This window comes from Pseudomonas sp. DWRC2-2, assembly GCF_049897885.1.
Taxonomy (GTDB): domain Bacteria; phylum Pseudomonadota; class Gammaproteobacteria; order Pseudomonadales; family Pseudomonadaceae; genus Aquipseudomonas; species Aquipseudomonas azotoformans_A.
In genome coordinates, this window is the sequence record NZ_JAFCXD010000003.1 from 274,734 (window position 1) to 299,256 (window position 24,523).

At 61.3% G+C, this 24,523-nt stretch carries 24 protein-coding genes; 4 read left to right on the top strand and 20 right to left on the bottom strand.

Annotated features, from left to right (window positions below):
* Positions 1-3: 3 nt before the first annotated feature.
* The 8 genes from ACP7EW_RS16555 to ACP7EW_RS16590 form a co-directional block, all read right to left on the bottom strand.
* Positions 4-537: a hypothetical protein gene (locus tag ACP7EW_RS16555; RefSeq protein WP_426218394.1), complete on the bottom strand. Its 534-nt coding sequence runs from the start codon at positions 535-537 to the stop codon at positions 4-6.
* Between the two features lie 91 nt (positions 538-628).
* Complete coding sequence (locus ACP7EW_RS16560; protein WP_426218396.1) at positions 629-1,183, bottom strand: phosphonate degradation HD-domain oxygenase; 555 nt, start codon at positions 1,181-1,183, stop codon at positions 629-631.
* Entirely contained in the window at positions 1,183-2,316 is a 1,134-nt protein-coding gene (locus ACP7EW_RS16565; RefSeq protein ID WP_426218398.1) for a TIGR03364 family FAD-dependent oxidoreductase, read from the bottom strand. The genes ACP7EW_RS16560 and ACP7EW_RS16565 overlap by 1 nt, the downstream gene beginning before the upstream one ends.
* 1 nt (position 2,317) lies before the next feature.
* Entirely contained in the window at positions 2,318-3,337 is a 1,020-nt protein-coding gene (locus ACP7EW_RS16570) for a putative 2-aminoethylphosphonate ABC transporter substrate-binding protein (RefSeq protein WP_426218400.1), read from the bottom strand.
* A gap of 20 nt (positions 3,338-3,357) precedes the next feature.
* A complete protein-coding gene (locus ACP7EW_RS16575; protein WP_426218402.1) occupies positions 3,358-5,064 on the bottom strand; it encodes a putative 2-aminoethylphosphonate ABC transporter permease subunit in 1,707 nt (568 codons plus the stop codon).
* Position 5,065: 1 nt separating this feature from the next.
* The gene (locus ACP7EW_RS16580) at positions 5,066-6,130 is read right to left on the bottom strand and encodes a putative 2-aminoethylphosphonate ABC transporter ATP-binding protein (protein WP_426218403.1); all 1,065 of its coding nucleotides are present in this window, start codon (positions 6,128-6,130) and stop codon (positions 5,066-5,068) included.
* Between the two features lie 104 nt (positions 6,131-6,234).
* Positions 6,235-7,098: a LysR family transcriptional regulator gene (locus ACP7EW_RS16585; RefSeq protein ID WP_016979030.1), complete on the bottom strand. Its 864-nt coding sequence runs from the start codon at positions 7,096-7,098 to the stop codon at positions 6,235-6,237.
* A gap of 15 nt (positions 7,099-7,113) precedes the next feature.
* On the bottom strand, positions 7,114-9,372 hold the full coding sequence (locus tag ACP7EW_RS16590) for a heavy metal translocating P-type ATPase (RefSeq protein WP_426218406.1): 2,259 nt from the start codon (positions 9,370-9,372) through the stop codon (positions 7,114-7,116).
* A gap of 85 nt (positions 9,373-9,457) precedes the next feature.
* Here ACP7EW_RS16590 and cadR point away from each other — a divergent pair, with 85 nt between their 5' ends.
* Positions 9,458-9,898 carry a Cd(II)/Pb(II)-responsive transcriptional regulator gene (gene cadR / locus ACP7EW_RS16595; protein WP_016979028.1) on the top strand — a complete coding sequence of 147 codons (441 nt, stop codon included), beginning with the start codon at positions 9,458-9,460 and terminating at the stop codon, positions 9,896-9,898.
* Here the strand turns inward: cadR and ACP7EW_RS16600 are convergent, their stop codons facing one another.
* The 3 genes from ACP7EW_RS16600 to ACP7EW_RS16610 form a co-directional block, all read right to left on the bottom strand.
* Positions 9,899-10,732 (bottom strand): thymidylate synthase, encoded by an 834-nt coding sequence (locus tag ACP7EW_RS16600; RefSeq protein WP_426218408.1) that lies wholly within the window; start codon positions 10,730-10,732, stop codon positions 9,899-9,901. It lies immediately after the preceding gene.
* Positions 10,733-10,786: 54 nt separating this feature from the next.
* Entirely contained in the window at positions 10,787-11,599 is an 813-nt protein-coding gene (gene lgt / locus ACP7EW_RS16605) for a prolipoprotein diacylglyceryl transferase (protein WP_010207296.1), read from the bottom strand.
* Between the two features lie 77 nt (positions 11,600-11,676).
* Entirely contained in the window at positions 11,677-12,459 is a 783-nt protein-coding gene (locus ACP7EW_RS16610) for a sulfite exporter TauE/SafE family protein (RefSeq protein WP_426218410.1), read from the bottom strand.
* 120 nt (positions 12,460-12,579) lie between these two features.
* Between ACP7EW_RS16610 and ACP7EW_RS16615 the strand changes: the two genes are divergently transcribed.
* Positions 12,580-13,326: an NRDE family protein gene (locus ACP7EW_RS16615; protein ID WP_426218412.1), complete on the top strand. Its 747-nt coding sequence runs from the start codon at positions 12,580-12,582 to the stop codon at positions 13,324-13,326.
* Positions 13,327-13,447: 121 nt separating this feature from the next.
* On the opposite strand, the gene ptsP is transcribed toward ACP7EW_RS16615, so the two are convergent.
* A complete protein-coding gene (gene ptsP, locus ACP7EW_RS16620) occupies positions 13,448-15,727 on the bottom strand; it encodes a phosphoenolpyruvate--protein phosphotransferase (RefSeq protein ID WP_426218414.1) in 2,280 nt (759 codons plus the stop codon).
* Positions 15,728-15,749: 22 nt separating this feature from the next.
* Complete coding sequence (locus tag ACP7EW_RS16625) at positions 15,750-16,229, bottom strand: RNA pyrophosphohydrolase (RefSeq protein ID WP_003176750.1); 480 nt, start codon at positions 16,227-16,229, stop codon at positions 15,750-15,752.
* Between the two features lie 143 nt (positions 16,230-16,372).
* Here ACP7EW_RS16625 and ACP7EW_RS16630 point away from each other — a divergent pair, with 143 nt between their 5' ends.
* Positions 16,373-17,029, top strand: coding sequence for an HAD family hydrolase (locus ACP7EW_RS16630; RefSeq protein ID WP_426218416.1), 657 nt, complete (start codon positions 16,373-16,375; stop codon positions 17,027-17,029).
* Between the two features lie 20 nt (positions 17,030-17,049).
* Here the strand turns inward: ACP7EW_RS16630 and ACP7EW_RS16635 are convergent, their stop codons facing one another.
* From ACP7EW_RS16635 to ilvA, 3 genes are read right to left on the bottom strand one after another with little or no spacing between them, the layout of a single operon-like run.
* On the bottom strand, positions 17,050-17,517 hold the full coding sequence (locus ACP7EW_RS16635; protein ID WP_426218418.1) for a DUF2269 family protein: 468 nt from the start codon (positions 17,515-17,517) through the stop codon (positions 17,050-17,052).
* Positions 17,518-17,931 (bottom strand): DUF2269 family protein, encoded by a 414-nt coding sequence (locus ACP7EW_RS16640; RefSeq protein WP_016979021.1) that lies wholly within the window; start codon positions 17,929-17,931, stop codon positions 17,518-17,520. It lies immediately after the preceding gene.
* 41 nt (positions 17,932-17,972) lie between these two features.
* On the bottom strand, positions 17,973-19,487 hold the full coding sequence (gene ilvA / locus ACP7EW_RS16645; RefSeq protein WP_038850677.1) for a threonine ammonia-lyase, biosynthetic: 1,515 nt from the start codon (positions 19,485-19,487) through the stop codon (positions 17,973-17,975).
* Positions 19,488-19,625: 138 nt separating this feature from the next.
* Here ilvA and rpiA point away from each other — a divergent pair, with 138 nt between their 5' ends.
* Positions 19,626-20,300 carry a ribose-5-phosphate isomerase RpiA gene (rpiA, locus tag ACP7EW_RS16650; protein WP_033897580.1) on the top strand — a complete coding sequence of 225 codons (675 nt, stop codon included), beginning with the start codon at positions 19,626-19,628 and terminating at the stop codon, positions 20,298-20,300.
* Here the strand turns inward: rpiA and ACP7EW_RS16655 are convergent.
* The 4 genes from ACP7EW_RS16655 to ACP7EW_RS16670 form a co-directional block, all read right to left on the bottom strand.
* Positions 20,287-21,195 (bottom strand): SdiA-regulated domain-containing protein, encoded by a 909-nt coding sequence (locus ACP7EW_RS16655; RefSeq protein WP_426218421.1) that lies wholly within the window; start codon positions 21,193-21,195, stop codon positions 20,287-20,289. The genes rpiA and ACP7EW_RS16655 overlap by 14 nt on opposite strands.
* A 120-nt stretch (positions 21,196-21,315) precedes the next feature.
* The gene (locus tag ACP7EW_RS16660; protein WP_426218423.1) at positions 21,316-22,242 is read right to left on the bottom strand and encodes an SdiA-regulated domain-containing protein; all 927 of its coding nucleotides are present in this window, start codon (positions 22,240-22,242) and stop codon (positions 21,316-21,318) included.
* Between the two features lie 138 nt (positions 22,243-22,380).
* Complete coding sequence (locus ACP7EW_RS16665; protein WP_426218425.1) at positions 22,381-23,046, bottom strand: fumarylacetoacetate hydrolase family protein; 666 nt, start codon at positions 23,044-23,046, stop codon at positions 22,381-22,383.
* Positions 23,047-23,067: 21 nt separating this feature from the next.
* A complete protein-coding gene (locus tag ACP7EW_RS16670; protein ID WP_016979015.1) occupies positions 23,068-24,462 on the bottom strand; it encodes an FAD-binding oxidoreductase in 1,395 nt (464 codons plus the stop codon).
* Positions 24,463-24,523 lie beyond the last annotated feature (61 nt).

Consider the following 24,523-nt stretch of genomic DNA (forward strand, 5'->3'; position numbering starts at 1 on the left):
CGATTACATCTCATACCAGTTCAAGGCCAAGAAGGTCGTGCATAACGAGCGGATCAGTTCTTTATCCGCCTTGTCAGCCACACCATTGCGGTCAACGTCACTGTTGGTGAACGATTCCAGTACGCCGTCGCTGTCGCCGTCATAGGCCGCTACCTTGTAGATCAGCGGAACGGCGCCCCCAGAGGCAGCAGGCTCGTGAAAATCCAGCTTGATCGCGTTGGGCTTACCCGTTTTGCCGAAATGGTCGACGTACAGGATCAATGTGCGCTGCCACTGCCTGGCCGGGTTGAACCAGTTCAGCTTCAAGAAGCTGTCGGCGAAACTCGCCAGCAGACGTTTGTCAAAATCCAGCCTGTCAGGCTGACGCTCTCCCGCCAGCTGCAGGTCGACGTTGCCATCCACGGTCATATCCAGGCCGACGGTTTCGTAGATCAACGCGTCGGGGGCAGCGGGTTGCTGCTGATAGAAGTGCAGAATCACCGTATCGGCGCGCCCATTCCCGCACAGGTCCTGGGCGGTGGCTTTCAAATAACGCATCGCATTGCTCCTTTGACTAAAGAAGCAAATACCTTAGTAACCTGCCAAACGAGACTCTAGGCGGCGCGTCTGCGTTTTGCGTAAGGCCACTCTACGCAGCAAGTAGCCGTATGGCCTTGGCCTTGAGCACCTGCAAATCCAGCACCGGCACGTGCATTGCCTTGGCCTGCTCATCCCAATGGCGCATGCGCAAACTCACTGTGTACAACGGGTCCTGTTCAAACAGTTGGGCTTCCTCGGCACTCATTACGCCACCTTGATACGCCAGGGTGCGGCGGCTGGCTTCGCTCAGGCGCGCGTAATAGTCCGGCTGGCTGAAGGTCAGGTAGCGCTTGGCTTGCACGTGATACTCCACCAACTTGGCCATGCGCTCACTGAACCCTGCACGACGCAGATAATCCGCGCCCAGCCGTTCATGGCTGACCACGCCATAACCGCCCATGTTTTCCCCGCCTTGGCCGCAGATGTGCCCGATGTCGTGGAAAAACGCCGCCAGCACCACCTCATCATCGAAGCCTTCGGCCATGGCGAGTTGCGCAGCCTGGGACATGTGCTCGATCTGCGACACCGGCTCGCCGATGTAATCCGCGGTGCCGTGCTGTTCATACAAGCCGAAGACGTCGGCGATGGTCTGTTCCGGGTTCATCACGCCGCTCCCCACAAGGTACGGATATTGCGCTCGGCCATCGCCGGCCCCACGCTCATGCCCACGCCGGTGTGCATCAACGCCGCGCTCACTCCCGGCGCCGCGCGCAGGAATGAAAACGGTCCCGGCCCCCGCGAGCCGTACACTCCCTGCCAACGCTCCACCACCTGGATTTTGCAGCCCAAGGTCTGTTCAGCCAGTTCGATCATCCAGTCATCCACCTGCTCGGCGTTGAAAGGTGAGGCATCGCTGCCGTAGTCATGGGAATCACCGATGATCAGGTCGCCATGGGGCGTGGGGCTGATCAGCAGGTGAATGCCGTGTTCGTGCAGGTGCGGTGCATCGCGCAAGATCTGCGCCTGCACCGGCGCCGCCTCGGGCAGGTCGGCGAAAGCGCCGTAATGCACGCAGCTCAAGCCGGTGAGCAACGCGTGTTGCAGGTTCAGGTTGACCGCTGGCCGCGCGCGTAGCATTTGCAGGCGGCAGATGCTCGGGTTGAGTTCGGCCATCGCGTCGGCCAACAAGGTTTGATAGTCGTGACCGGCGCACACGATGATCTGCTCACCGCGAAAGCTTCCCGCCGTGCTGTGCAACTGGCCCGGTTCGACGTCGCGCACCAAGGTGGAGAAATAGAACTCCACCTTCAGTTCTTGCGCCAGGTAGTTGATCAGCGCCGGGATCGCTTCACGGGAATACAGTTGCTGGTCGTCCTTGCCATGCAGCGCGGCGCGGTGATGACGGAACTGGCCGCCATATAAGTCTTTCATCGCCGCGCCTTGCAGCAGTTCGACGTTGTAGCCGTGCTCTTTCGCCCGCCCCTCACAGAAGGCTTCCAGCAAGTGTTCTTCCGCTTCGGTGCGGGCGAACAGGTACGCGCCGTTACGCTTGAGTTGCAGCCCCGCGACCTGCGCCCAATGGCCCCAGATTTCGCGGCTCTCCCGCGCGAGGTCGAGCATCGGCCCCGGCGGTTGGCCGGTGACCAAGGCTTGGCCGAAGTTGCGTACCGAGGCGCCCAGGGGCGTGGCGCTGCGCTCGAACACCTTGACCTTGAGGCCGCGTTTGGCGGCGGCGAAGGCGTGGGACAGGCCGAGAATGCCGGCGCCGATGATCAGTAGGTCGCTTTGATAGTTCATCCTAAGGTGCCACCTTCTCCGACTTGCCGTCATAGCGCTTACGCCATTCGCTCAGGATGCTGTCGCGGTTTTTCGAAGCCCAGGCAAAATCATTCTTGATCAAGCGCTGTTCATAGTCGGCCGGCAATTCGGTCTGCGGCTTGGCAATGCCAGGCTGGGCGAGGACGGCGAAGTTGTCCTTGTACAGGTCCATGGCAGCCGGGCTGGCGGAGAAATCCGCGAGTTTTTTCGCGGCGTCGGCGTTGTGGGTGCCTTTCATGACGGCAGTGGCTTCGATGTCCCAGCCCAGACCTTCTTTCGGCAGGATGATGTCCAGCGGCGCGCCCTGGCGTTTCAACTGCACGGCCGGGTATTCGAAGGAAATACCGATCGGGAACTCACCCGAAGCCGCCAGCTTGCACGGCTTGGAGCCGGAGTGAACGTACTGGCCGATGTTCTGGTGCAGGTCATCCATGTACTGCCAGCCCTGCTTCTCGCCGTAGGTCTGCAGCCAGGCACTGACGTCCAGGAAACCGGTGCCGGACGAGGCCGGGTTGGGCATGACGATCTTGCCCTTGTACTCAGGCTTGGTCAGGTCCTGCCAGCTCACCGGCTTGGTCAGGCCCTGCTTTTCGGCTTCGACGGTGTTGAAGCAGATGGTCGCGGCCCATACGTCCATGCCGACCCAGGCCGGCGGGTTGGCGGCGTCGCGGTAGTTCTTGCCGATTTTGTCCAGGTCCTTCGGTGCATAGTTGTCCAGCATGCCCTGCTGGTCGAGGATCGCCAGGCTGGAAGCCGCCAGGCCCCAGACGGCGTCGGCTTGCGGGCGGTCTTTCTCGGCCAGCAGCTTGGCGGTGATGATGCCGGTGGAGTCGCGCACCCATTTGATTTCGATATCGGGGTTGGCCTGTTCAAAGGCCTTTTTGTAGGTCTTCAACTGCTCGGCTTCGAGGGCCGTGTACACGGTCAACTCGGTCTTGGCGAAGGCATTCAGGCTGAATGCAGTCAGTACGGCAGCGACCAGCGCCAGGGGCTTGAACATGGAGCACCTCCTTCAGGGATTTATTGGCCGGGTGCGCTCTGGCGCCAGGCTTGGGAGCGGCGCAACGCGCCACGTGAGGCCCACGCCAGCAGCAGCGAGACGCCGGCCGAAGTGAACAGGATCAAGGTCGACATGGCCGCCGCGCCGCCCACGTTGCCGGCGTCGTCCATGTTCAACACGGCGACGGCGGCGAGGATGGTGTCGGGGCTGTAGAGGAAGATCGCGGCGGACACGGTGGTCATCGCCGACACAAACAGATAGCGCACGATGTCCAGCAATGCCGGCAGGCAAATCGGCACCGTGACTTTCAGGTAATGGCGGTACAGCGGCGCCTTGAGGGACAAGGCGGCGGCTTCGAACTCGGCGTCCAGTTGGCGCAGCGCCGTGGTGGCGGTCATCTGCGCGGTGGTCAGATAGTGAGCGATGGTGCACACCACCAGCAACGACATGGTCCCGTAGAACACATGCAACGGGTTGCCATTGAGGTTGAAAAAGAACACGTAGCCCAAGCCCAGCACCAAGCCCGGTACGGCCATCGGCACAAAGCTGAGCATGCGCAGGGCCAGGTTCAGCCCCTTCTGGCCCTTGGTTTTTTCCATCAGGTAGGCGCCGGTGAAAATCAACACGCTGCCGATCAATGCGGTGCACAGCGCCATGGTCAGGCTGTTGCGATAGGCCAGCCAGCCGCCGCCGGCTGTGTCTTCGAACTGGTAGTGGTTGAGCGACAGCGACAGGTTGTACGGCCAGAACTTCACCAGCGACGAATACACCGCCATGCCGAACACCAGCAGCAACATGGCGCAGATCAGCAGCACGATGGCCAGGTAGCAGCCGTCCCTCATGCGCGATGGCGCCGGTTGGAACACTTGGGCACGGCCGCTCATGGAATCGCCATGACGGCGGCGCAGCCAGGCATCCACCCCAAAGCTGAACAGCGCTGGCAGCAGCAACACCATGCCAATCAACGCGCCGCGGCCGAACTGTTGCTGGCCGACCACTGCCTTGTAGGCTTCCAGCGCCAGCACCTGATAATCGCCTCCGACCACCACGGGCACGCCGAAATCGGTGATGGTCAGGGTGAATACCAGGCAGAACGCAGCGAACACCGCCTGACGCGTGGCCGGCCAGGTAATGCTGCGAAACGCCCGCGCCGGGCTGGCGCCCATGCTGGAGGCCGCATCGAACAGGCGCGCATCCGCCAGGGACAGCGCCGACAGCAAAATCATCAAGGCATGTGGGAAGGTGTAGATCACCTCACCCAGCACAATGCCCCAGAAGCCGTAGATATTGTCCGAGAGCAACCCGCGCAGCATGCCCTGGTTACCGAACAGGTAGACCAGCGCAATGCCCGGCAACATCGACGGCGCCATCAACGGCAGCAACGACATGCCACGCCAGATCGCCTTGCCGGGGATCAACGTGCGTTGCAGGGCGTAGGCAAACAGGTAGGCCAGCGGTACGACGATAGCCGCCACGCTGAGGGAAACTTTCAGGCTATTGCCCAGCAACCAATGGAAGTTGGCGCTGGTGATCAGTTCCTGTGCAGCCACCAGGCCACCGCCCTGCCCGGCTTCACTGCTGAAGCCGCGCCAGAAGATCGCCAGCAACGGCATCAATACCGCAAGGCCCAGCAACAACAGCCACAGCAGTTTGCCGACGACGACGAAAATTTTGTCGCCGGTTTCGGCGCGGGACACCGGTCGTGGCAGCGTCATGACAGCGGCCATCTCAGGCAAACACCTGCAGGCTGCGCGGCGGCAACGCCACCCAGATGTCCTGGGCGCCCAGGCGCGGCATGGCTTCCGGGGCCAATTCAGCGAGCAGCGGATGACCGGGCAGTTGCTCCAGCTCGAAACTCATGCGGCAACGATTGCCGAGGAAAGTGATCTCGCGGACCTTGGCCGGAAACAGGTTTTCTTCATGCACCGGCGGGTTGACGCTGATCGCCTCAGGGCGGCAGAACAAGCGGCCGGACTTGGCCACACCGGCATCGTCGGCCAGGCGCATGTTCATCCCACCGACCTGGGCGTGACTGGCACTGTTGCGGCTGAACGGCAGCCAGTTGCCCTGGCCAACAAACTCCGCCACAAACGGCGTGGCCGGGCGGTCGTAGATTTCCTGGGGCGTGGCGTATTGCTCGACCTTGCCGTTGTTCATCACGGCGATGCGGTCGGCCATCAGCATGGCTTCGTCCTGGTTGTGGGTAACCATCAGCGTGGTGATGCCCAGGCGGCGTTGCAGTTGGCGCAGCTCGGTGCACAGATGCTCACGGACGCGGGCGTCGAGGGCCGACATCGGTTCATCCAGCAACAACAACGAAGGCGCAGGCGCCAAAGCACGGGCCAGGGCGACGCGTTGTTGCTGGCCACCGGAGAGTTGGCCGGGGTATTTCTTTTCGCTGCCGACCAGGCCGACCAATTCCAGCATCTGCCCGACGCGCTTGCGCACTTCATCGCGACCGCTGCCGGTGAGGCCGTAGCCGATATTCGCTTCGACAGTCAGATTGGGGAACAACGCGTAGGACTGAAACAGAATGCCGTAGTCCCGTGCCTGGGGCGGCAGCAGGGAAACATCACGGCTGCCCAGGTACAGTTCGCCGCTGTCCTGGCGCTCCAGGCCAGCGATGCAGCGCAGCAAAGTGGTCTTGCCGCAACCGGACGGGCCCAGCAGACACACCAGCTCGCCGGCGGCGACGTCCAGGGAGACGTTGTCCAGCGCAGTAAAAGCGCCGAAGCGTTTCTGGATACCGCGCACTTTCATCGGCGCGCCGGGTTGGGTCAGGGCTGTGTTCATGCAAGGCACCTCATCGAACTGATGAAGCCCATGCTAGGCAGGCAATGCGTCCCTCATGTGGCAGAAAGGCAAAAGGGAGTGATAGTGGTATTGGTGGATTTTGGTTAAAGCGGCGACATTTCCTGCGCCAACCCCAGAAACGCCGCCGGCAACCGCGCGCCTTTGCGTTCCTTGAGGCAGTACAAATACTCCGGAATCTGCGGCGCATTCTCGAAAGTCAGCACGCGCAATTGTGGATCGTGTGGCACTTCCTGACGCGCAATGATGCTGATGCCGATGTTGCGCAACACCGCCTCACGGATCGACTCGCGGCTGCCGATTTCCAGCAACGGGCCGTAGCTCACGTTGGCGCTTTGCAGGAGTTCTTCGGTGAGGCGTCGCGTGGTTGAGCCCGCTTCACGCATCAGCAAGGTGTGCCCGGCCAAAGCGCTCAGCGGCACGTGATCCAGCTTGGCCAGGGGATGGTTGCGATGCACCGCCAGCACCAGCGGGTCGGTGCCCAGCACACGACGAATCAGGCGCGGGTCTTCCAGCAGTTGCGAGGAGGCGGCGACGTCGACGCGGTAATCATCCAGCGCTTCGAGCACCTGCTGGGAGTTACCGATTTCCACCGACACTTCCACTTGCGGCAGGCGTTCGCGAAAGGCTTTGACCAGATCGAGGATGTAATACGGCGCCGTCGCGGCGATCCTCAAAGCACCCTGGACCTGGCCATTGTTGCGCAGGAAAAACTCGATGTCCGCTTCCTGCTGCAACAGCGCCTTGACCATCGGCAGCAGCCGCGCGCCCTCGTCGCTGACGGTGAGGCGGCGACCGCCGCGGTAGAACAGCTCGACGCCGTACTGGCTTTCGAGGTTACGGATCTGGGTGGTGACCGTGGGTTGGCTCAGGCCGAGTTTTTTCGCCGCCTGGGTGATGCTACCCAGGCGGGCGACCATGAAAAAAGCCTTCAGCTCGGCACTCAGCACACCACCCTCTCATCTCTATTTGCGCAACAGGCGCAGGCCATTGAACACCACCAGCAAGCTCACGCCCATGTCGGCGAACACCGCCATCCACATGGTGGCCAAGCCCAGGAAGGTGACCGCCAGGAAAATCGCCTTGATCACCAACGCCAGGGCGATGTTCTGCTTGAGGATACTCGACGTTTGCCGCGACAGACGAATGAATGCCGGAATCTTGCGCAAATCATCGTCCATCAGCGCCACGTCGGCGGTCTCGATGGCAGTGTCGGTGCCCGCTGCGGCCATGGCAAAACCGATCTCGGCACGAGCCAACGCCGGGGCGTCATTGATGCCGTCACCGACCATACCCACGCGGTGGCCTTGGCCATAGAGGGTTTCGATGGCTTGCAGTTTGTCGGTCGGCAACAGGTCACCCTGAGCCTGGTCGATACCCACCTGGGCGGCAATCGCCTGGGCGGTGTGGGTGTTGTCGCCGGTGAGCATCAGGGTCTTGATGCCCAACGCGTGCAGTTGTTGGATGGCTTCGCGGCTGCTGTCCTTGACCGTGTCGGCCACGGCGAACAGCGCCAGCGGGCCGGACTTGTCGAGCAGCAGCACCACGGACTTGCCCTGCTTTTCCAGGGCGAAGAGTTTTTCTTCAAGCTCCGGCGAGCACAGGCCCAGGTCTTCCACCAGGCGGTGATTGCCCAGGTGGTAGGTTTCGCCGTTGATGTCGCCACGCACGCCCCGACCGGCCAGGGCCTCGAAGTTATCCACAACATGGGTGGGCAGGTTTTTATCCACAGCCGCGTTGGCAATCGCCAGCGACACCGGGTGATCGGAACGCCCAGCCAGACTGGCGGCCAAGGCTGGCGCGCTGTCTGCAACATTGGGGAACAGCGCCAGGTAATCAGTTTGCACCGGCTTGCCGTGAGTGATCGTGCCGGTCTTGTCGAGGGCCAAATAGTCGAGCTTGTAACCACCCTCCAGGTACACGCCGCCCTTGATCAGGATGCCTTTGCGCGCCGCCGCCGCGAGGCCGCTGACGATGGTCACCGGGGTGGAAATCACCAGCGCACACGGGCACGCCACTACCAGCAACACCAGGGCGCGGTAGATCCAGTCAAACCAGGCGCCGGCCATGAACAGCGGCGGAATCAGCGCCACGCCGAGGGCGAACAGGAACACCGCCGGGGTATAGATCTTCGAGAAGTTGTCGACAAAACGCTGGGTCGGCGCGCGGGCGCCTTGGGCCTGTTCCACCGCGTGAATGATGCGCGCCAGGGTGGAGTTGTTGGCCGCGGCGGTGACTTTGTATTCCAGGGAGCCGGCCTGGTTGATGGTGCCGGCGAAGACTTTATCGCCCACAGTCTTTTCAATCGGCAGGCTTTCACCGGTGATCGGCGCCTGGTCAATGGTGGATTGGCCGGCGGTGACTTCACCGTCCAGGCCGATGCGCTCGCCGGGTTTTACCCGCACGATTGCACCCAACTCAATGCTTTTGACTTCCTGTTCAGCCCACGAACCATCGGCCTGCTGTACCGTGGCCTGCTCCGGCGTCATCTGCATCAAGCCGCTGATGGCATTGCGCGCACGGTCCAGGGACTTGGCTTCGATCAACTCGGCCACGGTGAACAGGAACATCACCATGGCGGCTTCCGGCCATTGCCCGATCAGGATCGCCCCGGTGACGGCGATGCTCATCAGGGCATTGATGTTCAGGTTGACGTTTTTCAGGGCTATCCAGCCCTTTTTGTACGTGGTGAGGCCGCCGCTGAGGATTGACACCAGCGCCACCAATGCGATCAACCAGGTGGGCGCGACGCCGCTGAAGTGCAGCACTTCGGCCCCCAACGCGCCCACGCCGGACAACGCCAGCGGCCACCAGTGTTTCTTGGCCGGCGGCTCAGCGGCTGGGGTGCCTTCTTCGATGGGATCCGCCTGCATCCCCAGGGATTTGATGGCGTCGATGATCGGCGCAGTGCTTGGCAAGTCATGGGTGACGCCGAGGATGCGGTTGATCAGGTTGAACTCAAGTTGCTGCACGCCGGCCAGCTTGCCCAGTTTGTTCTGGATCAGCGTCTGCTCGGTGGGGCAGTCCATGGCTTCGATGCGAAAGGTGCTCAACCGCGAACCGGCGGTCGGCGCCTCGCTCAATTGCACCAACGCCGGGGCCGGAGTGCCGGAACAGCAGGAACCGCCGTGGCCGTGGTCATGTACAGGCGTGAGTTTTTTCGGGCCATGATCGTGGTCGTGATCATGCTCGTGTTTATGCGGGGTGTGGATGGAATCGCTCATTCTGTCGCGTCCGTAAAGGTGCCTGTTGCCAAGTAAAGACCCTGTAGCCACTATAGGGTCAAGCACCCATTTGGAGATTGCTGCGATGAAGATCGGCGAACTGGCCAAACTGACCGACTGCCCGGTGGAAACCATCCGTTACTACGAGAAGGAAGGCCTGCTGCCGCCCCCGGCGCGCACCGACGCCAACTACCGCGTGTACACCCAGGCGCACACCGAGCGACTGGTGTTTATCCGTAACTGCCGCAGCCTGGACATGACCCTGGAAGAAATCCGCAGCCTGCTGGGCTTGCGCGACAGCCCCCAGGACCAGTGCGAAAACGTGAATGCGTTGATTGATGAGCATATCCACCATGTGAAAGCGCGGATCGACGGGCTGTTGGCGTTGCAGGAGCAATTGCTGGACCTGCGCCAACGCTGTGGTGGCGGACCGGAGTGTGGGATTTTGCAGCGGCTGGAAGTCAGCGGAAGTGTGGCAGCCAGCGAGGCTGAGCCCTCACATGTAGGGCGCAGCCATGGGCATTGATCAGATCGCCACGTCGGCCTTGATGCTTGGATCGGCGTCGTAACCGACGATTTCGAAGTCTTCAAACTTGTAGTCGTAGATCGATGCCGGTTTGCGCTTGATCACCAGCTCCGGCAGCTTCTTCGGCGTGCGCGCCAGCTGGGTGCGGATCTGTTCCATATGGTTGCTGTAAGCGTGTGTGTCGCCGGTGGTGACGATGATCTCGTGAGGGATCAGGTCGCACTGCTGGGCCAGCATATGGGTGAGCAAAGCCAGCGCGGCGGTGTTGTACGGCAGGCCGAGGAACACGTCGGAGCTGCGGATGTACAACTGCATCGACAGGTGACCGTCGTGCACAAACGCCTGGTACAGCAGGTGGCACGGCGGCAGGGCTTGATTGCCGTTGCGTGCGTTTTCCTGCGGGCTCCGGGTCTCGTCGGGCAGGTACTCGACGTTCCAGCCGTGGAACAGGATGCGCCGGCTGTTGGGGTTGGTCTTCAGCGTGTGGACCATGTAGTCGATCTGGTTGATCGTGCCGCCGTCCTTGGTCGGCCAGGCGGTCCACTGTTCGCCGTACACTGGGCCCAGGTCACCGTCTTCCGTGGCCCATTCGTCCCAGATTTTTACGCCGTTTTCATTCAGCCACTTGATGTTGGTGTTGCCACTCAACATCCAGATCAGCTCGTTGGCGATGCTTTTGAAGTGAAGCTTCTTGGTGGTCAGCAGCGGGAAGCCGTCGGCCAAGTTATGCCGATACTGACGGGCAAACACGGCCTTGGTGCCGGTGCCGGTGCGATCGCCCTTGGTCAATCCATTGGTCACGACGTCGTTCAGTAGCTCGAGATATTGCTTCATTTTTTTACCCGTATCGTTGAAGCCGAGGCTGCGCAACCGCCTCGGCATTCGAATTTAAAGCGCGGTGTTCTTCAAAGGTTGCGGGCGATTGTACGCCCACCACAGCAAGCCCAGGCCACCGAGGATCATCGGCAGGCTGAGGATCTGGCCCATGGTCACCCAACCGAACGCCAGGTAGCCCAGCTGTGCATCCGGCACGCGCACGAACTCGACGATGAAGCGGAAGATCCCGTAGAACAGCGCGAACATGCCGGAAACCGCCATGGTCGGGCGCGGTTTGCGCGAGAAGATGTACAGGATAAGGAACAGCGCCACGCCTTCCAACGCGAACTGATAAAGCTGCGACGGGTGGCGCGGCAGTTGCGCCGGGTCGCTGAACGGCGGGAACACCATGGCCCACGGCACGTCGGTCGGTTTGCCCCACAGCTCGGCGTTGATAAAGTTGCCGATGCGCCCGGCGCCCAGGCCAATGGGCACCATTGGCGCAACGAAGTCCATCAACTGGAAGAACGATTTGCCGTTGCGACGGCCGAACCACCACGCGGCAATCATCACGCCGATAAAGCCGCCGTGAAACGCCATGCCGCCCTTCCACACCTCGAAGATCAGCGTCGGGTTGGCGATGTACGCGGAGAGGTCATAGAACAGCACATACCCCAGGCGTCCGCCGACAATCACCCCCATCGACAGCCAGAAAATCAGGTCGGAGAGCTTCTCCTTGGTCCAGGTCGGGTCGAACCGGTTCAGGCGGCGCGAAGCCAGGAACCAGGCACCGCCGATGCCGATCAGGTACATCAACCCGTACCAGTGGATTTTCAGCGGACCGATGGCCAGGGCCACCGGGTCGATCTGCGGGTAAGGCAGCATTGCGACTCCTCGTTAATCATTCGTTATAGCGCCCGGACCATGCCGGGCCGCGATTAAGCCTGCATTATTCAAATTCTTTAAAGCAAAAAGTTTATGCCGACACAGAACAGCAGTCCGGCGAATAGCCGTTTCAGCAAACGCGGCGACAGCTTGTGCGCCAAGCGTGCGCCGAAGCGGGCAAACACCATGCTGGTCAGGGCAATGCCCAGCAGCGCCGGCAAATACACGAACCCTAGACTATGAGCGGGCAACAGCGGGTCATGCCAGCCCAGAATCATGAAACTTAATGCACTGGCCAGCGCAATCGGCAGGCCGCAGGCCGATGAAGTGGCCACTGCCTGTTGCATCGGCACGCTGCGCCAGGTCAAAAACGGCACGGTCAGCGAGCCGCCGCCAATCCCGAATATCGCCGAGGCCCAGCCGATAAACGTACCGGCGACGGTCAGGCCAACCTTGCCCGGCACCGTTCGGCTGGCCTTGGGCTTGACGTCCAGTGCCAGTTGCACGGCCACCAGCAAGGCGAATACGCCGATGATCTTTTGCAGGTGCGGGCCGGAAATCGCCTCGGCGGTCAGTGCGCCAAAGCCTGCGCCGATCAGGATGCCCACGGTCATCCACACAAAGATCGTCCAACGCACCGCGCCCCGTCGGTGATGCTCACGCACGGCATTCACCGAGGTAAAGATGATGGTCGCAAGCGAAGTGCCCACAGCCAGGTGGGTCAGCACCTGCGGGTCGAAGCCCTGCAAGGTGAAGCTGAACACCAGCACCGGCACGATGATGATCCCGCCGCCCACGCCAAACAGCCCGGCGAGTACACCCGCACAGGCGCCGAGCAGCAAATACAGCAGAAATTCCATGGGAGCCCCCGAACCAAGTCCGGCATGTTAACGGATGGAAGGCATGCGACCCAACTGGATACGATGGAACGCCTCGGCTTGAGTGGGTAGAGTGGCTAAAAACACAAAAGGGATCGCCTGATGTGCCTGATTGTTTTCGCCTGGCGGCCGGGCCACGCCCAGCCGCTGATCGTCGCGGCCAACCGCGATGAGTTCTACGCCCGCCCCAGCCTGCCGCTGGCCCAGTGGCTGGATGCGCCCGAGGTCTACGCCGGCCGCGATCAGGAGGCAGGCGGCACCTGGTTGGGAGTGAATGCCGATGGCCGCTTTGCCGCCCTGACCAATATCCGTGACCCGCATCAACCACCGGCCCGCAAGTCCCGGGGCGAGTTGGTGGCGCGATTTCTCAACGGTTCCCTGCCGATTGACGAGTATTTGGCCGACGTTAACGGCCGTTCGATTGAATATGCCGGGTTTAACCTGCTGGTAGGCACGCGCGATGAGCTGTGGCATTACAACGCCAACCACACTGAGCCGAAGCGATTGGAGGCTGGGGTGTATGGGTTGTCCAACGCCGGGCTGGATACGCCGTGGCCCAAGCTGCTCAAGGCCAAGGCAGCGTTGAGTGCGGTGCTGGATGATCCGCAGCCGGAGGCGTTGCTGGAGATATTGAGCGACCCGCAGACGGCGCCGTTTGCAGACCTACCGGATACCGGCGTGGGGTTGGCGACGGAGAGTTTGTTATCGAGCGTGTTTATTGCCAGTCCAAGTTATGGGACGAGGGCGAGTACCGCATTGATTGTGAATGCCGACGGGACACGGCGAATGGTGGAGCGCAGTTTTGGGCCGCATGGTGGGCGCTTGGGTGAGGTCGAGCTCAATATCTAGTACGCCACAAAACCAATGTGGGAGCGGGCTTGCTCGCGAATGCGGTGTGTCAGGCGCCGGATGTGTGACTGATACATCGCATTCGCGAGCAAGCCCGCTCCCACATTTTGATCTTTGTCGGCTACAAGGTTTTCGCCGACGCCGGGTTGATCATCCGCGTCAGCCCCAGATTCTTCAGCGCCAACTGCAACGAGCTGTGGATAACTTGCGGGTTGTCGATGGTCATCAACTCCGCCAGCAGGTCCTTGGCCATGCTCAACTCAACCTGGCGCAACATCCACTTCACTTTCGGCAAGTTGGTGGCGTTCATCGACAGGCTGTCAAAACCCATCGCCATCAACAGCACTGCCGCCGCCGGGTCGCCGGCCATTTCGCCGCAGATGCTCACCGGCTTGCCTTCGGCATGGGCGTCGCGCACCACGTGTTGCAGGGCTTGCAGCACCGCCGGGTGCAGGTAGTCGTAGAGGTCGGCGACCCGTGGGTTGTTACGGTCCACGGCCAGCAGGTATTGGGTCAGGTCGTTGGAACCCACCGAGAGGAAGTCCACCTGCCGCGCCAGTTCCTTGGCTTGGTACACCGCTGCAGGGATTTCGATCATCACGCCAATCGGCGGCATCGGCACGTCGGCACCTTCGTCGCGCACTTCGCCCCAGGCGCGGTGGATCAAGTGCAGCGCCTCTTCCAGCTCATGGGTGCCGGAAATCATCGGCAGCAGGATGCGCAGGTTGTTCAGGCCTTCGCTGGCCTTGAGCATGGCGCGGGTCTGTACGAGGAAAATTTCAGGGTGGTCGAGGGTGACACGGATACCGCGCCAGCCGAGGAACGGGTTGTCCTCTTTGATCGGGAAATACGACAGTGACTTGTCGCCGCCGATGTCCAGGCTGCGCATGGTCACCGGCAACGGGTGGAAGGCCTGCAGTTGCTCGCGATAAATCGCCAGCTGCTCCTTCTCGCTCGGGAAACGCTGGTTGATCATGAACGGCACTTCGGTGCGGTACAGCCCCACCCCTTCGGCGCCGCGCTGTTGCGCCCGGGCCACGTCGGCCAGCAGGCCGGTATTGACCAGCAACGGCACGCGGTGACCATCGGTGGTCACGCATGGCAACTCACGCAAGGAATCGAGGCCCAGCGCCAGTTGTTTCTCTTCCTCAACCACCTCGGCGTATTGCTTGCGCAGTACTTCGCTGGGGTGGGTGAACACTTCACCGCGATGACCATCGACGATCATGCCGATGCCGTCGACCTTGGCATACGGCAGGTCGACCAGGCCCATCACCGTCGGGATGCCCATGGCACGCGCCAGAATCGCGACGTGGGAGTTACCCGAACCCAGCACCGAGACCAGGCCCACCAACTTGCCCTCTGGCACTTCGCCGAGCATGGTGGCGGTCAGCTCTTCACTGACCAGGATGGTGTTGTCGGGGTAGACCAGGTTGGTGGTGCGGTCTTCCTGCAGCTTGGCCAGCAGGCGGCGACCGAGGTCGCGCACATCCGAGGCCCGCTCACGCAGGTAGTCGTCGTCCATCATTTCAAAACGATTGACGTGATCGGTGACCACCTGGCGCAGCGCACCCTGGGCCCACTGGCCGGTCTTGATCACGGTCTTGACTTCGTTACCCAGGGACGCGTCATCGAGCATCATCTGGTACACGTCGAACAGTGCGCGCTCTTCGGGGCGCAACTGAGTGGCCAGCTTGTTCGACAGGTTGCGCATGTCGGCGCGCACGCCTTCCAGGGCGGTCTTGAACAGTTTGATTTCAGCGTCGATGTCGCTGACGGTCTTGTCCGGCACCACATCCAGGTCTGCCGGCGGCAACATGACCACCGCCGTACCGACAGCCGCGCCCGGCGAACCTGGCACGCCGACGAACTTGGCTTCCTGGATGCCCTTGCCTTCACGCCCCAGGCCGCGAATCGAGCCGGTGGCTTCGGCGTGGGCGATTACGCCTGCGAGTTGCGCGCTCATGGTCACGAGGAAGGCTTCTTCACCTTCGTCGAACTGGCGGCGTTCTTTTTGCTGAATGACCAACACGCCGACGACACGGCGGTGGTGAATGATCGGTGCACCGAGGAACGAGGCGTAACGCTCTTCGCCGGTTTCGGCAAAGTAGCGATAACGCGGGTGATCGGCCGCGTTTTCAAGGTTCAGGGGTTCTTCACGCGTCCCCACCAGGCCCACCAGACCTTCATTGGGCGCCATGCTGACCTTGCCGATCGAGCGCTTGTTCAAGCCCTCGGTGGCCATCAGCACAAAACGGTTGGTCTCGGGGTCCAGCAGGTAAACCGAGCAGACCTGGCTGCCCATGGCTTCCTTGACGCGCAACACAATAATCCCCAACGCCGCCTTGAGATCCTTGGCGGAGTTAACTTCCTGGACGATCTTGCGCAGCGTATTGAGCATGGCTCGGGGTCGAACTCCGTCGTCAGTCGCGCGCTAAAAGGCGCGGGGCAAGCTCTTTGAGAGCGCGACGATAAACCTCGCGCTTGAATGTCACCACCTGGCCCAACGGATACCAATAGCTGACCCAGCGCCAACCATCGAACTCCGGTTTACCGGTCAAATCCATCCGCACCCGCTGCTCGTTGGAGATCAGGCGCAGGAGAAACCATTTCTGCTTCTGGCCGATGCACAGCGGTTGGCTGTGGGTACGCACCAGGCGTTGCGGCAAACGATAGCGCAACCAGCCACGGGTACAGGCCAGAATCTGTACATCTTCGCGCTCAAGGCCGACTTCTTCATTCAACTCACGGTACAAGGCGTCTTCAGGGGTTTCGTCGGGGTTGATTCCGCCTTGAGGAAACTGCCAGGCATCTTGGTTGATTCGGCGAGCCCATAGCACCTGTCCGGCATCATTCGTAAGAATAATCCCGACATTAGGACGGAAACCATCGGGGTCGATCACGGCAACAACCTCGCAAACGCATGTCGCCGCATTGTTCCACAAAGGTTGATGAAGCGGCAACGAGGCTTCTTACCTTATGTGCACTCTTGTGAAAAGACCGTATTCTGGACGCCTTTTTACAGACATTTCAGCGAGTAACTGCAATGCGCCTGGCTTTATTCGACTTGGACAACACCCTCCTCGGCGGTGACAGCGATCACGCCTGGGGCGATTACCTCTGTGAACGTGGGATTCTCGACCCGATCGCCTACAAGGCCCGCAACGACGGGTTCTACCAGGATTACCTGGCCGGCAAGCTCGACAACGCCGCCTACCTGAACTTCAGCCTGGAAATCCTCGGCCGTACCGAGATGGCTCAGTTAGACGAGTGGCACAACGACTTCATGCGCGACTGCATCGAACCGCTGATGCTGCCCCTGGCCGCCGAACTGCTGGCCAAGCACCGTGCCGCCGGTGACAAGCTGGTGATCATCACCGCCACCAACCGTTTCGTCACCGCGCCAATTGCCGCACGCCTGGGCGTGGAAACCTTGATCGCCACCGAGTGCGAGATGGAAAACGGCCGCTACACTGGGCGCAGCACCGATATTCCGTGCTTTCGCGAGGGCAAGGTGACGCGCTTGAGCCGTTGGCTGGAAGAGACCGGGTATAGCCTGGAAGACAGCTACTTCTACAGTGACTCGATGAATGACCTGCCGCTGCTGGAGCAGGTGACTCATCCGGTGGCGGTGGATCCGGATCCGAATCTACGGGCTGAAGCCGAGAAGCGTGGCTGGCCGGTGATCACATTGCGAAGCTGATGATCAGTGGTGGTCAAGCCCTACATCGGCTTGGCCACCATCAGATAAAAAATCACCACAAACACCAAAAACGCCGGCCACCCCAGGCCAAACCACCAGCGCATATAGGTCGCGGCCTTGATCGGCATCGCCGTGCCGTCCCGCAGCGCCTGCTCTGCCATCCTGTGCACACGAATCTGCAGCCATACCACCGGCAACCAGCAGATCCCCGCCAACACATACAAGCCGAACGTCCACTGCAACCAACTCTGCTGCAACGACCACCCTGCCAGGTGCATCAAGCCGATCCCGCTCAACGGCTGGAACACCGCCGTGGTCGCGGTAAACGCCCAGTCGGCGAACACCAGGTGCTTAAAGGTCGCGGCGATCACTTCCACATTGCCCGTGCGCCAGGCGCGCAGCGCATAGTAAGCCGAGCCCGCGCCCAGCCCGAACAAGACGGTCGACGACAGGATATGCAGGGTTTTCAGCAGCAGATAAGCGCTCATCTAGACGGGCTTGGCACCCATCAACCCGGCAATTGCGACGAACCCCACCAGGCTGACCACCGCCAGCACCAGCGTGAAGTTCAGGCTACCGCCCTCGCCCTTGCGCAGCCGATTGAGGCGCGCCACCAGCCAGAACCAGGCCAGCGCCGCCACGGTGTAGAGGAGGCTGGAGCCCAGGATCCAGGTCTGCCCCAGCGGCCAGCCGATCAGGTGCACCAGCCACCAGCCGGTAAACGGCATGCTCACCACACACACGCCCATCAACAACCAGACGAACGCCCAGGGGCGCTGCACGGTCACCGCGGGGCCCGCGCTGCGTTTGCGCCAGGCCAGTATCGCCAGACCCAGGCCGCTAAGCAGCAGCAATACCGTGGCCGCGATGTGGATAACTTTCAGGGTGATCAGGGTTTCCATGTCTCGTCTTCCTTAAAGGCCGCCCCCATCAGCGTAGTCGCTCAACCGAGGAACAGTTTGTAGGCCGGGTTATCGCTTTCATCCCAGTACGGGTAGCCGATGGCTTCCAGGGCTGCCGGTACCAGGTGACGCTCGTCCGCCGGTACTTGCAGGCCAGCGACTACACGGCCATCGGCTGCGCCGTGGTTGCGATAGTGGAACATCGAGATGTTCCAGCGCCCGCCCAATTTGTTAAGAAAGTTGAACAAGGCCCCCGGACGCTCCGGGAATTCGAAGCGAAACACCACTTCATTGCTGACGTGGGCCGCATGGCCACCGACCATATGGCGGATGTGCAGCTTGGCCAGTTCGTTCTCGGTCAGGTCCAGCACCGGGAAACCCTGGCCTGTCAGGCTGGCGATCAGCGCGCTGCGCGGGTCGTTTTCCGGGTGGGTCTGCACGCCGACAAAGATGTGCGCCTCGCTGCCGGAGTGGAAGCGGTAGTTGAATTCGGTGATCTGGCGCTTGCCCACGGCCTCGCAGAACGCCTTGAAGCTGCCAGGTTTCTCGGGGATGGTCACGGCGATGATCGCTTCGCGGCCCTCACCCAACTCGGCGCGCTCGGCCACATGGCGCAGGCGGTCGAAGTTGACGTTGGCGCCAGAGTCGATCGCCACCAGGGTCTGCCCGGTGACGCCACGGGTCTCGACGTACTTCTTGATACCCGCCACACCCAATGCCCCTGCCGGCTCGGTGATGGAACGGGTGTCGTCGTAGATGTCCTTGATCGCCGCACAGATTTCATCGGTGCTCACAGTGATCACTTCGTCGACATAGTCTTTGCAGATATCAAACGTGTGCTGGCCGATCTGCGCCACCGCCACGCCATCGGCAAAGATACCCACAGTCGGCAGCACCACGCGCTCGCCCGCCGCCAGGGCGGCTTGCAGGCAATTGGAGTCGTCCGGCTCGACGCCGATGATCTTGATGTCCGGACGCAGGTACTTCACGTACGCCGCAATCCCGGCAATCAGCCCGCCGCCGCCCACCGGAACGAAAATCGCGTCCAGCGGCCCCGGGTGCTGGCGCAGGATTTCCATCGCCACAGTGCCCTGCCCGGCAATGGTGTGCGGATCATCGTAGGGGTGAATGTAGACGTAGCCTTTTTCGTCGACCAGTTTCAGCGAGTAGGCCAGGGCTTCCGGGAAGGAATCACCATGCAGCACCACTTTGCCGCCACGCGAGCGCACACCTTCGACCTTGATCTCCGGGGTGGTCTTGGGCATCACGATGGTGGCCTTGACCCCCAGCACCTTGGCCGCCAGGGCCAGGCCCTGGGCATGGTTACCCGCCGACGCCGTGACCACGCCGCGTGCGCGCTCCTCAGCCGTCAGTTGGGTCAGCTTGTTGTACGCGCCGCGAATCTTGAACGAGAACACCGGCTGCAAGTCTTCACGCTTGAGCCAGACCTGGTTGCCCAGCCGCTCGGAGAGCTGGCGGGCGGTCTGCAACGGGGTTTCTACGGCAACGTCGTAAACGCGCGAGGTGAGGATCTTTTTGACGTACTGTTCAAGCATCGGCGGGCATCTACTTTCACGGTTTGGCAGGGCCAAGGAGTCTAACCCGGCTTTTGGCCGGGCGACCACACGAATCCAGAGGTTTTGTTGGGTTATACTCGCGCCCCTCGTTAACTCCCCGCCCGTTCCGGAGCCCGCATGACCCAGGATCAGCTCAAACAGGCAGTGGCCCAGGCCGCTGTCGATTTAATCCTTCCTAAACTCGACGACAAGAGCATCGTCGGTGTCGGCACCGGCTCCACTGCCAACTGCTTCATCGACGCACTGGCCCAGCACAAAGGCGCGTTCGACGGCGCCGTGGCCAGCTCCGAAGCCACCGCCGCGCGCCTGAAAGGCCATGGCATCCCGGTGTACGAGCTCAACACCGTGAGCGACCTGGAGTTCTACGTCGACGGCGCCGATGAAAGCGACGAGCACCTGAACCTGATCAAAGGCGGCGGCGCAGCCCTGACCCGCGAGAAGATCGTCGCGGCCGTGGCCAAGACCTTTATCTGCATCGCCGACGCCAGCAAGCTGGTGCCGGTACTCGGCGCGTTCCCGCTGCCGGTGGAAGTGATCCCCATGGCCCGCAGCCACGTGGCCCGCGAGCTGGTGAAACTGGGCGGCGACCCGGTGTACCGCGAAGGTGTGTTGACCGACAACGGCAACATCATCCTCGACGTGTTCAACATGCAGATCACCAACCCGGTGGAGCTGGAAACTCAGATCAACGCGATCGTCGGCGTGGTCACCAACGGCCTGTTCGCCGCGCGCCCAGCGGATGTGCTGCTGCTGGGCACCGCCGAAGGCGTGAAAACCCTCAAGGCTTCTTGAACACGTAAAACAGGTTCGGCTCGCTGGTGAGGTAGAGGTTACCGTCATCGTCCATCGCGATCCCTTCCGCCTGAGGCACCCGCTTTTTCAGGCCATGGCGCCCGTTCAGCAGTGACAGACTGCTCAACGGGCGACCGTCGATATCCAGTTCCAGCACCAGGAATGACTCATCCGACAGCGCCAGCAGATGGCCGCTGCGCTCGTCGTATTGCAGGCTCGACAGGTCACGCACAAACAACCCGGCATCACGCTTGGGGTTGTTGACCACGTGTACCGAGTAGGTTTTTTCCGGTTTGAAGTGGGGAAAGCCATGGATCTCGTAGATCAGCATCGGGTCGCGCTCCTTGGCCACAAACAGGCGCTTGCCCACCGAGTCATAGGCCAGGCCCTCAAAGCCCTTGTTGCCGCCGACATGCAGGCCCAAGGTCATCTGCTCCGCATCGGCGGCGTCGAGGAATTGGGTGTCGTCGTCCACATGCACCTTGATCAAGCGCTGCTGACGCTCATCGCTGATGACGTAGATGTTCTCGCTGATGTACTCCACGGCCTCGGCGTCGCCAAACCCGACCAAAGGAATGCGCCGCAGGATCTTGCCCTCCAGGGACAGCTCGATCAGTTCGGCGTTTTGATTGGTGACGGTAAACAGGCTTTTACGGATGGGGTCGTAGGTGAGGGCCGACACATCGTCATTGAGACCGTCGATCACCCAGGCTTCCACGGCGACCTGATAATCCGCCAGGCCGATGGAGCGTTCGTCCGCCGGCTGGCGCCACACTTGCCAGTTGAACCAGGCGCGCTCGAACAGCCGAAAGTGCTGCGCAACGACCCCGGCGCCGATCAGGACGATCAGCGCAAGCATAAAGAGCATAGGTTTGGGGCGGGCTAGTCGTCGCATCAGGGGGACTCAAATTCAAAAGTGGCGAATGAATATCACGCCTGTCTGAATTTAAACTTAAACGCGCCCCGGTGTCTGGCGAATGCCGCTGATAGAGAAATATCCGACGTAAATTGTCCGCTATTTCTGTTTTTCGAAACGATAGAACAGGTTGGGTTCACTGACGATGTACAGCGTGCCGTTCTCGTCCATGGTCACGCCTTCCGCCCGAGGAATGGTGTGCTTGAGGCCATTGAAACCGCCGAGCAGGGTCATGAAGCTGACTTGCTCGCCCTTCTCGTCCAGCTCTAGCAGCAGGTGGGAGTCGGCCGACAGCACCAGCAAATGCCCGGTACGCGGGTCGACGGCCAGGGCCGAGAGGTTACGCATGTCCAATTCCTTGCTGGCCAGCTTCTGCTTATCACCAGACAGGGTCGGACCGCCGTCGCTTTTCCAGGTGAACAGCGCCGGCGGGCGCTCCTCGCCCAGCACCAGTTGCTGGTTGCGCTTGTCCCAGGTGATGGCTTCAAAGGCTTTGTTCTGGTCCTTGGACGGGCCCAGGTCATAACTCGGGAAATCGGCCTTGTTCAACGCCACGGTGGTGGCATCGACCTTGACGATGGTCAGTGTGTGCTGGCGCTCATCGACCACGGCGATCAGGCCGTTTTCCATCACCGTCACGCCTTCCGGGTTATCCCAACCGTTGAGCGGCATCTTGCGCAGCACGTCGCCTTGCAGGCTCAACTCAGCGAGGAAGGCGTTCTTGCCCATCACGGAAAACAGGGTTTTAGTCTGAGGGTTGTAGGAGACGTCGGACGCTTCGTCCTTCTCCATACCCGGTAAAGGCTTACCGTCGATCACAGCCTGGTAGTCCGGCAGCCAGACGCTTTCCTGGCGTTCGGCCGGTGTTTCAAAGCGCTCCAGCACCCACAGCACACCGCGATCATCCCAGTGCATGGCCCAGGCAACGCCATAGGAGATCACCCCCACCAGCAACAGCCAGGAATACCAGCGTAAGGCAAAGCGAGAACGCGGCTTGGGTGTAGCGGAGGGCAAGGACACGGCCATTGGGCGCTTTTTCCGGAAAGTCAGCGTTAGGTGATAGCACAGGAATGACAGGCCCGCGCGCAAGAGGCTGGGGATTATCCGGATGGCGTGTGAAAAAAATGCAAAAGCCGGGTCACCGGCCTTTGCAGGGGCAGGGCTTTAGCGAACGGTGCTTTCGAAGCGGTTCACACCCGACAGCTCCAACACCAGCTCATCGCCCACATTCAGCGGGCCCACGCCAGCCGGGGTGCCGGTGAGGATCACATCGCCCGCTTGCAGCGAGAAGCAGCCGGCCATGTGCTGGATCATCGGGATGATCGGGTTGAGCATCTGCGCGCTGTTGCCATCCTGGCGCACTTCACCATTAATGCTCAGGCGGATGCCGATGTCGGTCACGTCCGGGAAGGTGCTGCCCACCACGAACGGCGCGATCACCGCCGCACCGTCGAAAGACTTGGCGATTTCCCACGGCAGGCCCTTGGCTTTCAGCTCGGCCTGTTTGTCACGCAGGGTCAGGTCCAGGGCCGGGGCGAAGCCGGAAATGGCGTCGAGCACTTCTTCACGGCTGGGCTTGGTCGACAAGGGTTTGCCGATCAATACCGCGATTTCCGCCTCGTAGTGCACCGAACCGCGCTCCGTCGGGATGCTGAAACCGCCTTCCAGCGGCACTACGCAACTGCCTGGCTTGATGAACAGCAGCGGCTCGGTCGGCACCGGATTGTCCAGTTCCTTGGCGTGTTCGGCGTAGTTACGCCCGATACACACCACTTTACCGACCGGAAAGTGGATGTTGGTGCCGTCGACATACTTGTGCTGGTAGCTCATGGAACGACTCCTTCAGGGCGATTAAACAGCGAAGATCTTGCCAGGGTTCATGATCCCGTTCGGGTCGAACACGGCTTTGACGGCTTTCATGTACTCGATTTCAACCGGCGAACGGCTGTAGGTCAGGTAATCGCGCTTGGTCATGCCCACGCCATGTTCGGCGGAGATCGAACCGTTGTACTTCTCGACGGTTTCAAACACCCACTTGTTCACGGTGGCGCACTTGGCGAAGAACTCGTCCTTGCTCAGGTTTTCCGGCTTGAGGATGTTCAGGTGCAGGTTGCCGTCGCCGATGTGACCGAACCAGACGATTTCGAAGTCGGGGTAGTGTTCGCCGACGATCGCGTCGATTTCCTTCAAGAACGCCGGCACTTTGGAGACAGTCACCGAGATATCGTTTTTGTACGGGGTCCAGTGAGAAATGGTCTCGGAGATGTACTCGCGCAGTTTCCACAGGTTGTGCAGTTGGGTTTCGCTCTGGCTCATCACGCCGTCCAGCACCCAGCCCTGCTCCACGCAATGCTCGAAGGTTTCCAGGGCGTGGTTGGCGACTTCTTCGGTGGTGGCTTCGAATTCCAGCAGCGCGTAGAACGGGCACTCGGTTTCGAACGGCGCCGGCACGTCGCCACGGCCCATGACCTTGGCCAGGGCCTTGTCGGAGAAGAATTCGAAGGCAGTCAGGTCCAGCTTGCTCTGGAACGCGTGCAAGACCGGCATGATCGAATCGAAGTCGGTCGTACCGAGCACCATGGCGGTGAGGTTTTTCGGCGCACGGTCCAGACGCATGGTGGCTTCGACCACAAAGCCGAGGGTGCCTTCAGCGCCGATGAACAGCTGGCGCATGTCGTAGCCGGTGGCGTTCTTGATCAGGTCGCGGTTCAGTTCCAGTACGTCACCCTTGCCGGTGACGACCTTCATGCCCGCCACCCAGTTACGGGTCATGCCGTAGCGAATCACCTTGATCCCGCCGGCATTGGTGCCGATATTGCCGCCAATCTGGCTGGAACCGGACGATGCGAAGTCCACCGGGTAGTACAGGCCTTTTTCTTCAGCGACGTTCTGCAATTGCTTGGTGACCACGCCCGGCTGGCACACGGCGGTGCGGTCGGTGAGGTTCACGTCGAGGATCTGGTTCATATAGTCGAACGACACGACCACTTCGCCATTTGCCGCCACGGCAGCGGCGGACAAGCCGGTACGCCCGCCCGATGGCACCAGCGCCACCTTGTGGGTATTGGCCCAACGCACAATGGCCTGGACCTGCTCAGTGGTCTTGGGGAAGACAATGGCGGTCGGCGCGGGTGCGAAGTGCTTGGTCCAATCCTTGCCGTAAGCCTCCAGGGAGTCTGCATCGGTCAGCACTTTGCCGGGCTCAACCAGGGTCTTTAGCTCATCAATCAGGGCAGGATGGGTCATCGACAGAACTCTCGAACAATTCATGGTCATCCTGAGAACGCTTCACGTCGCAGGAATGAGT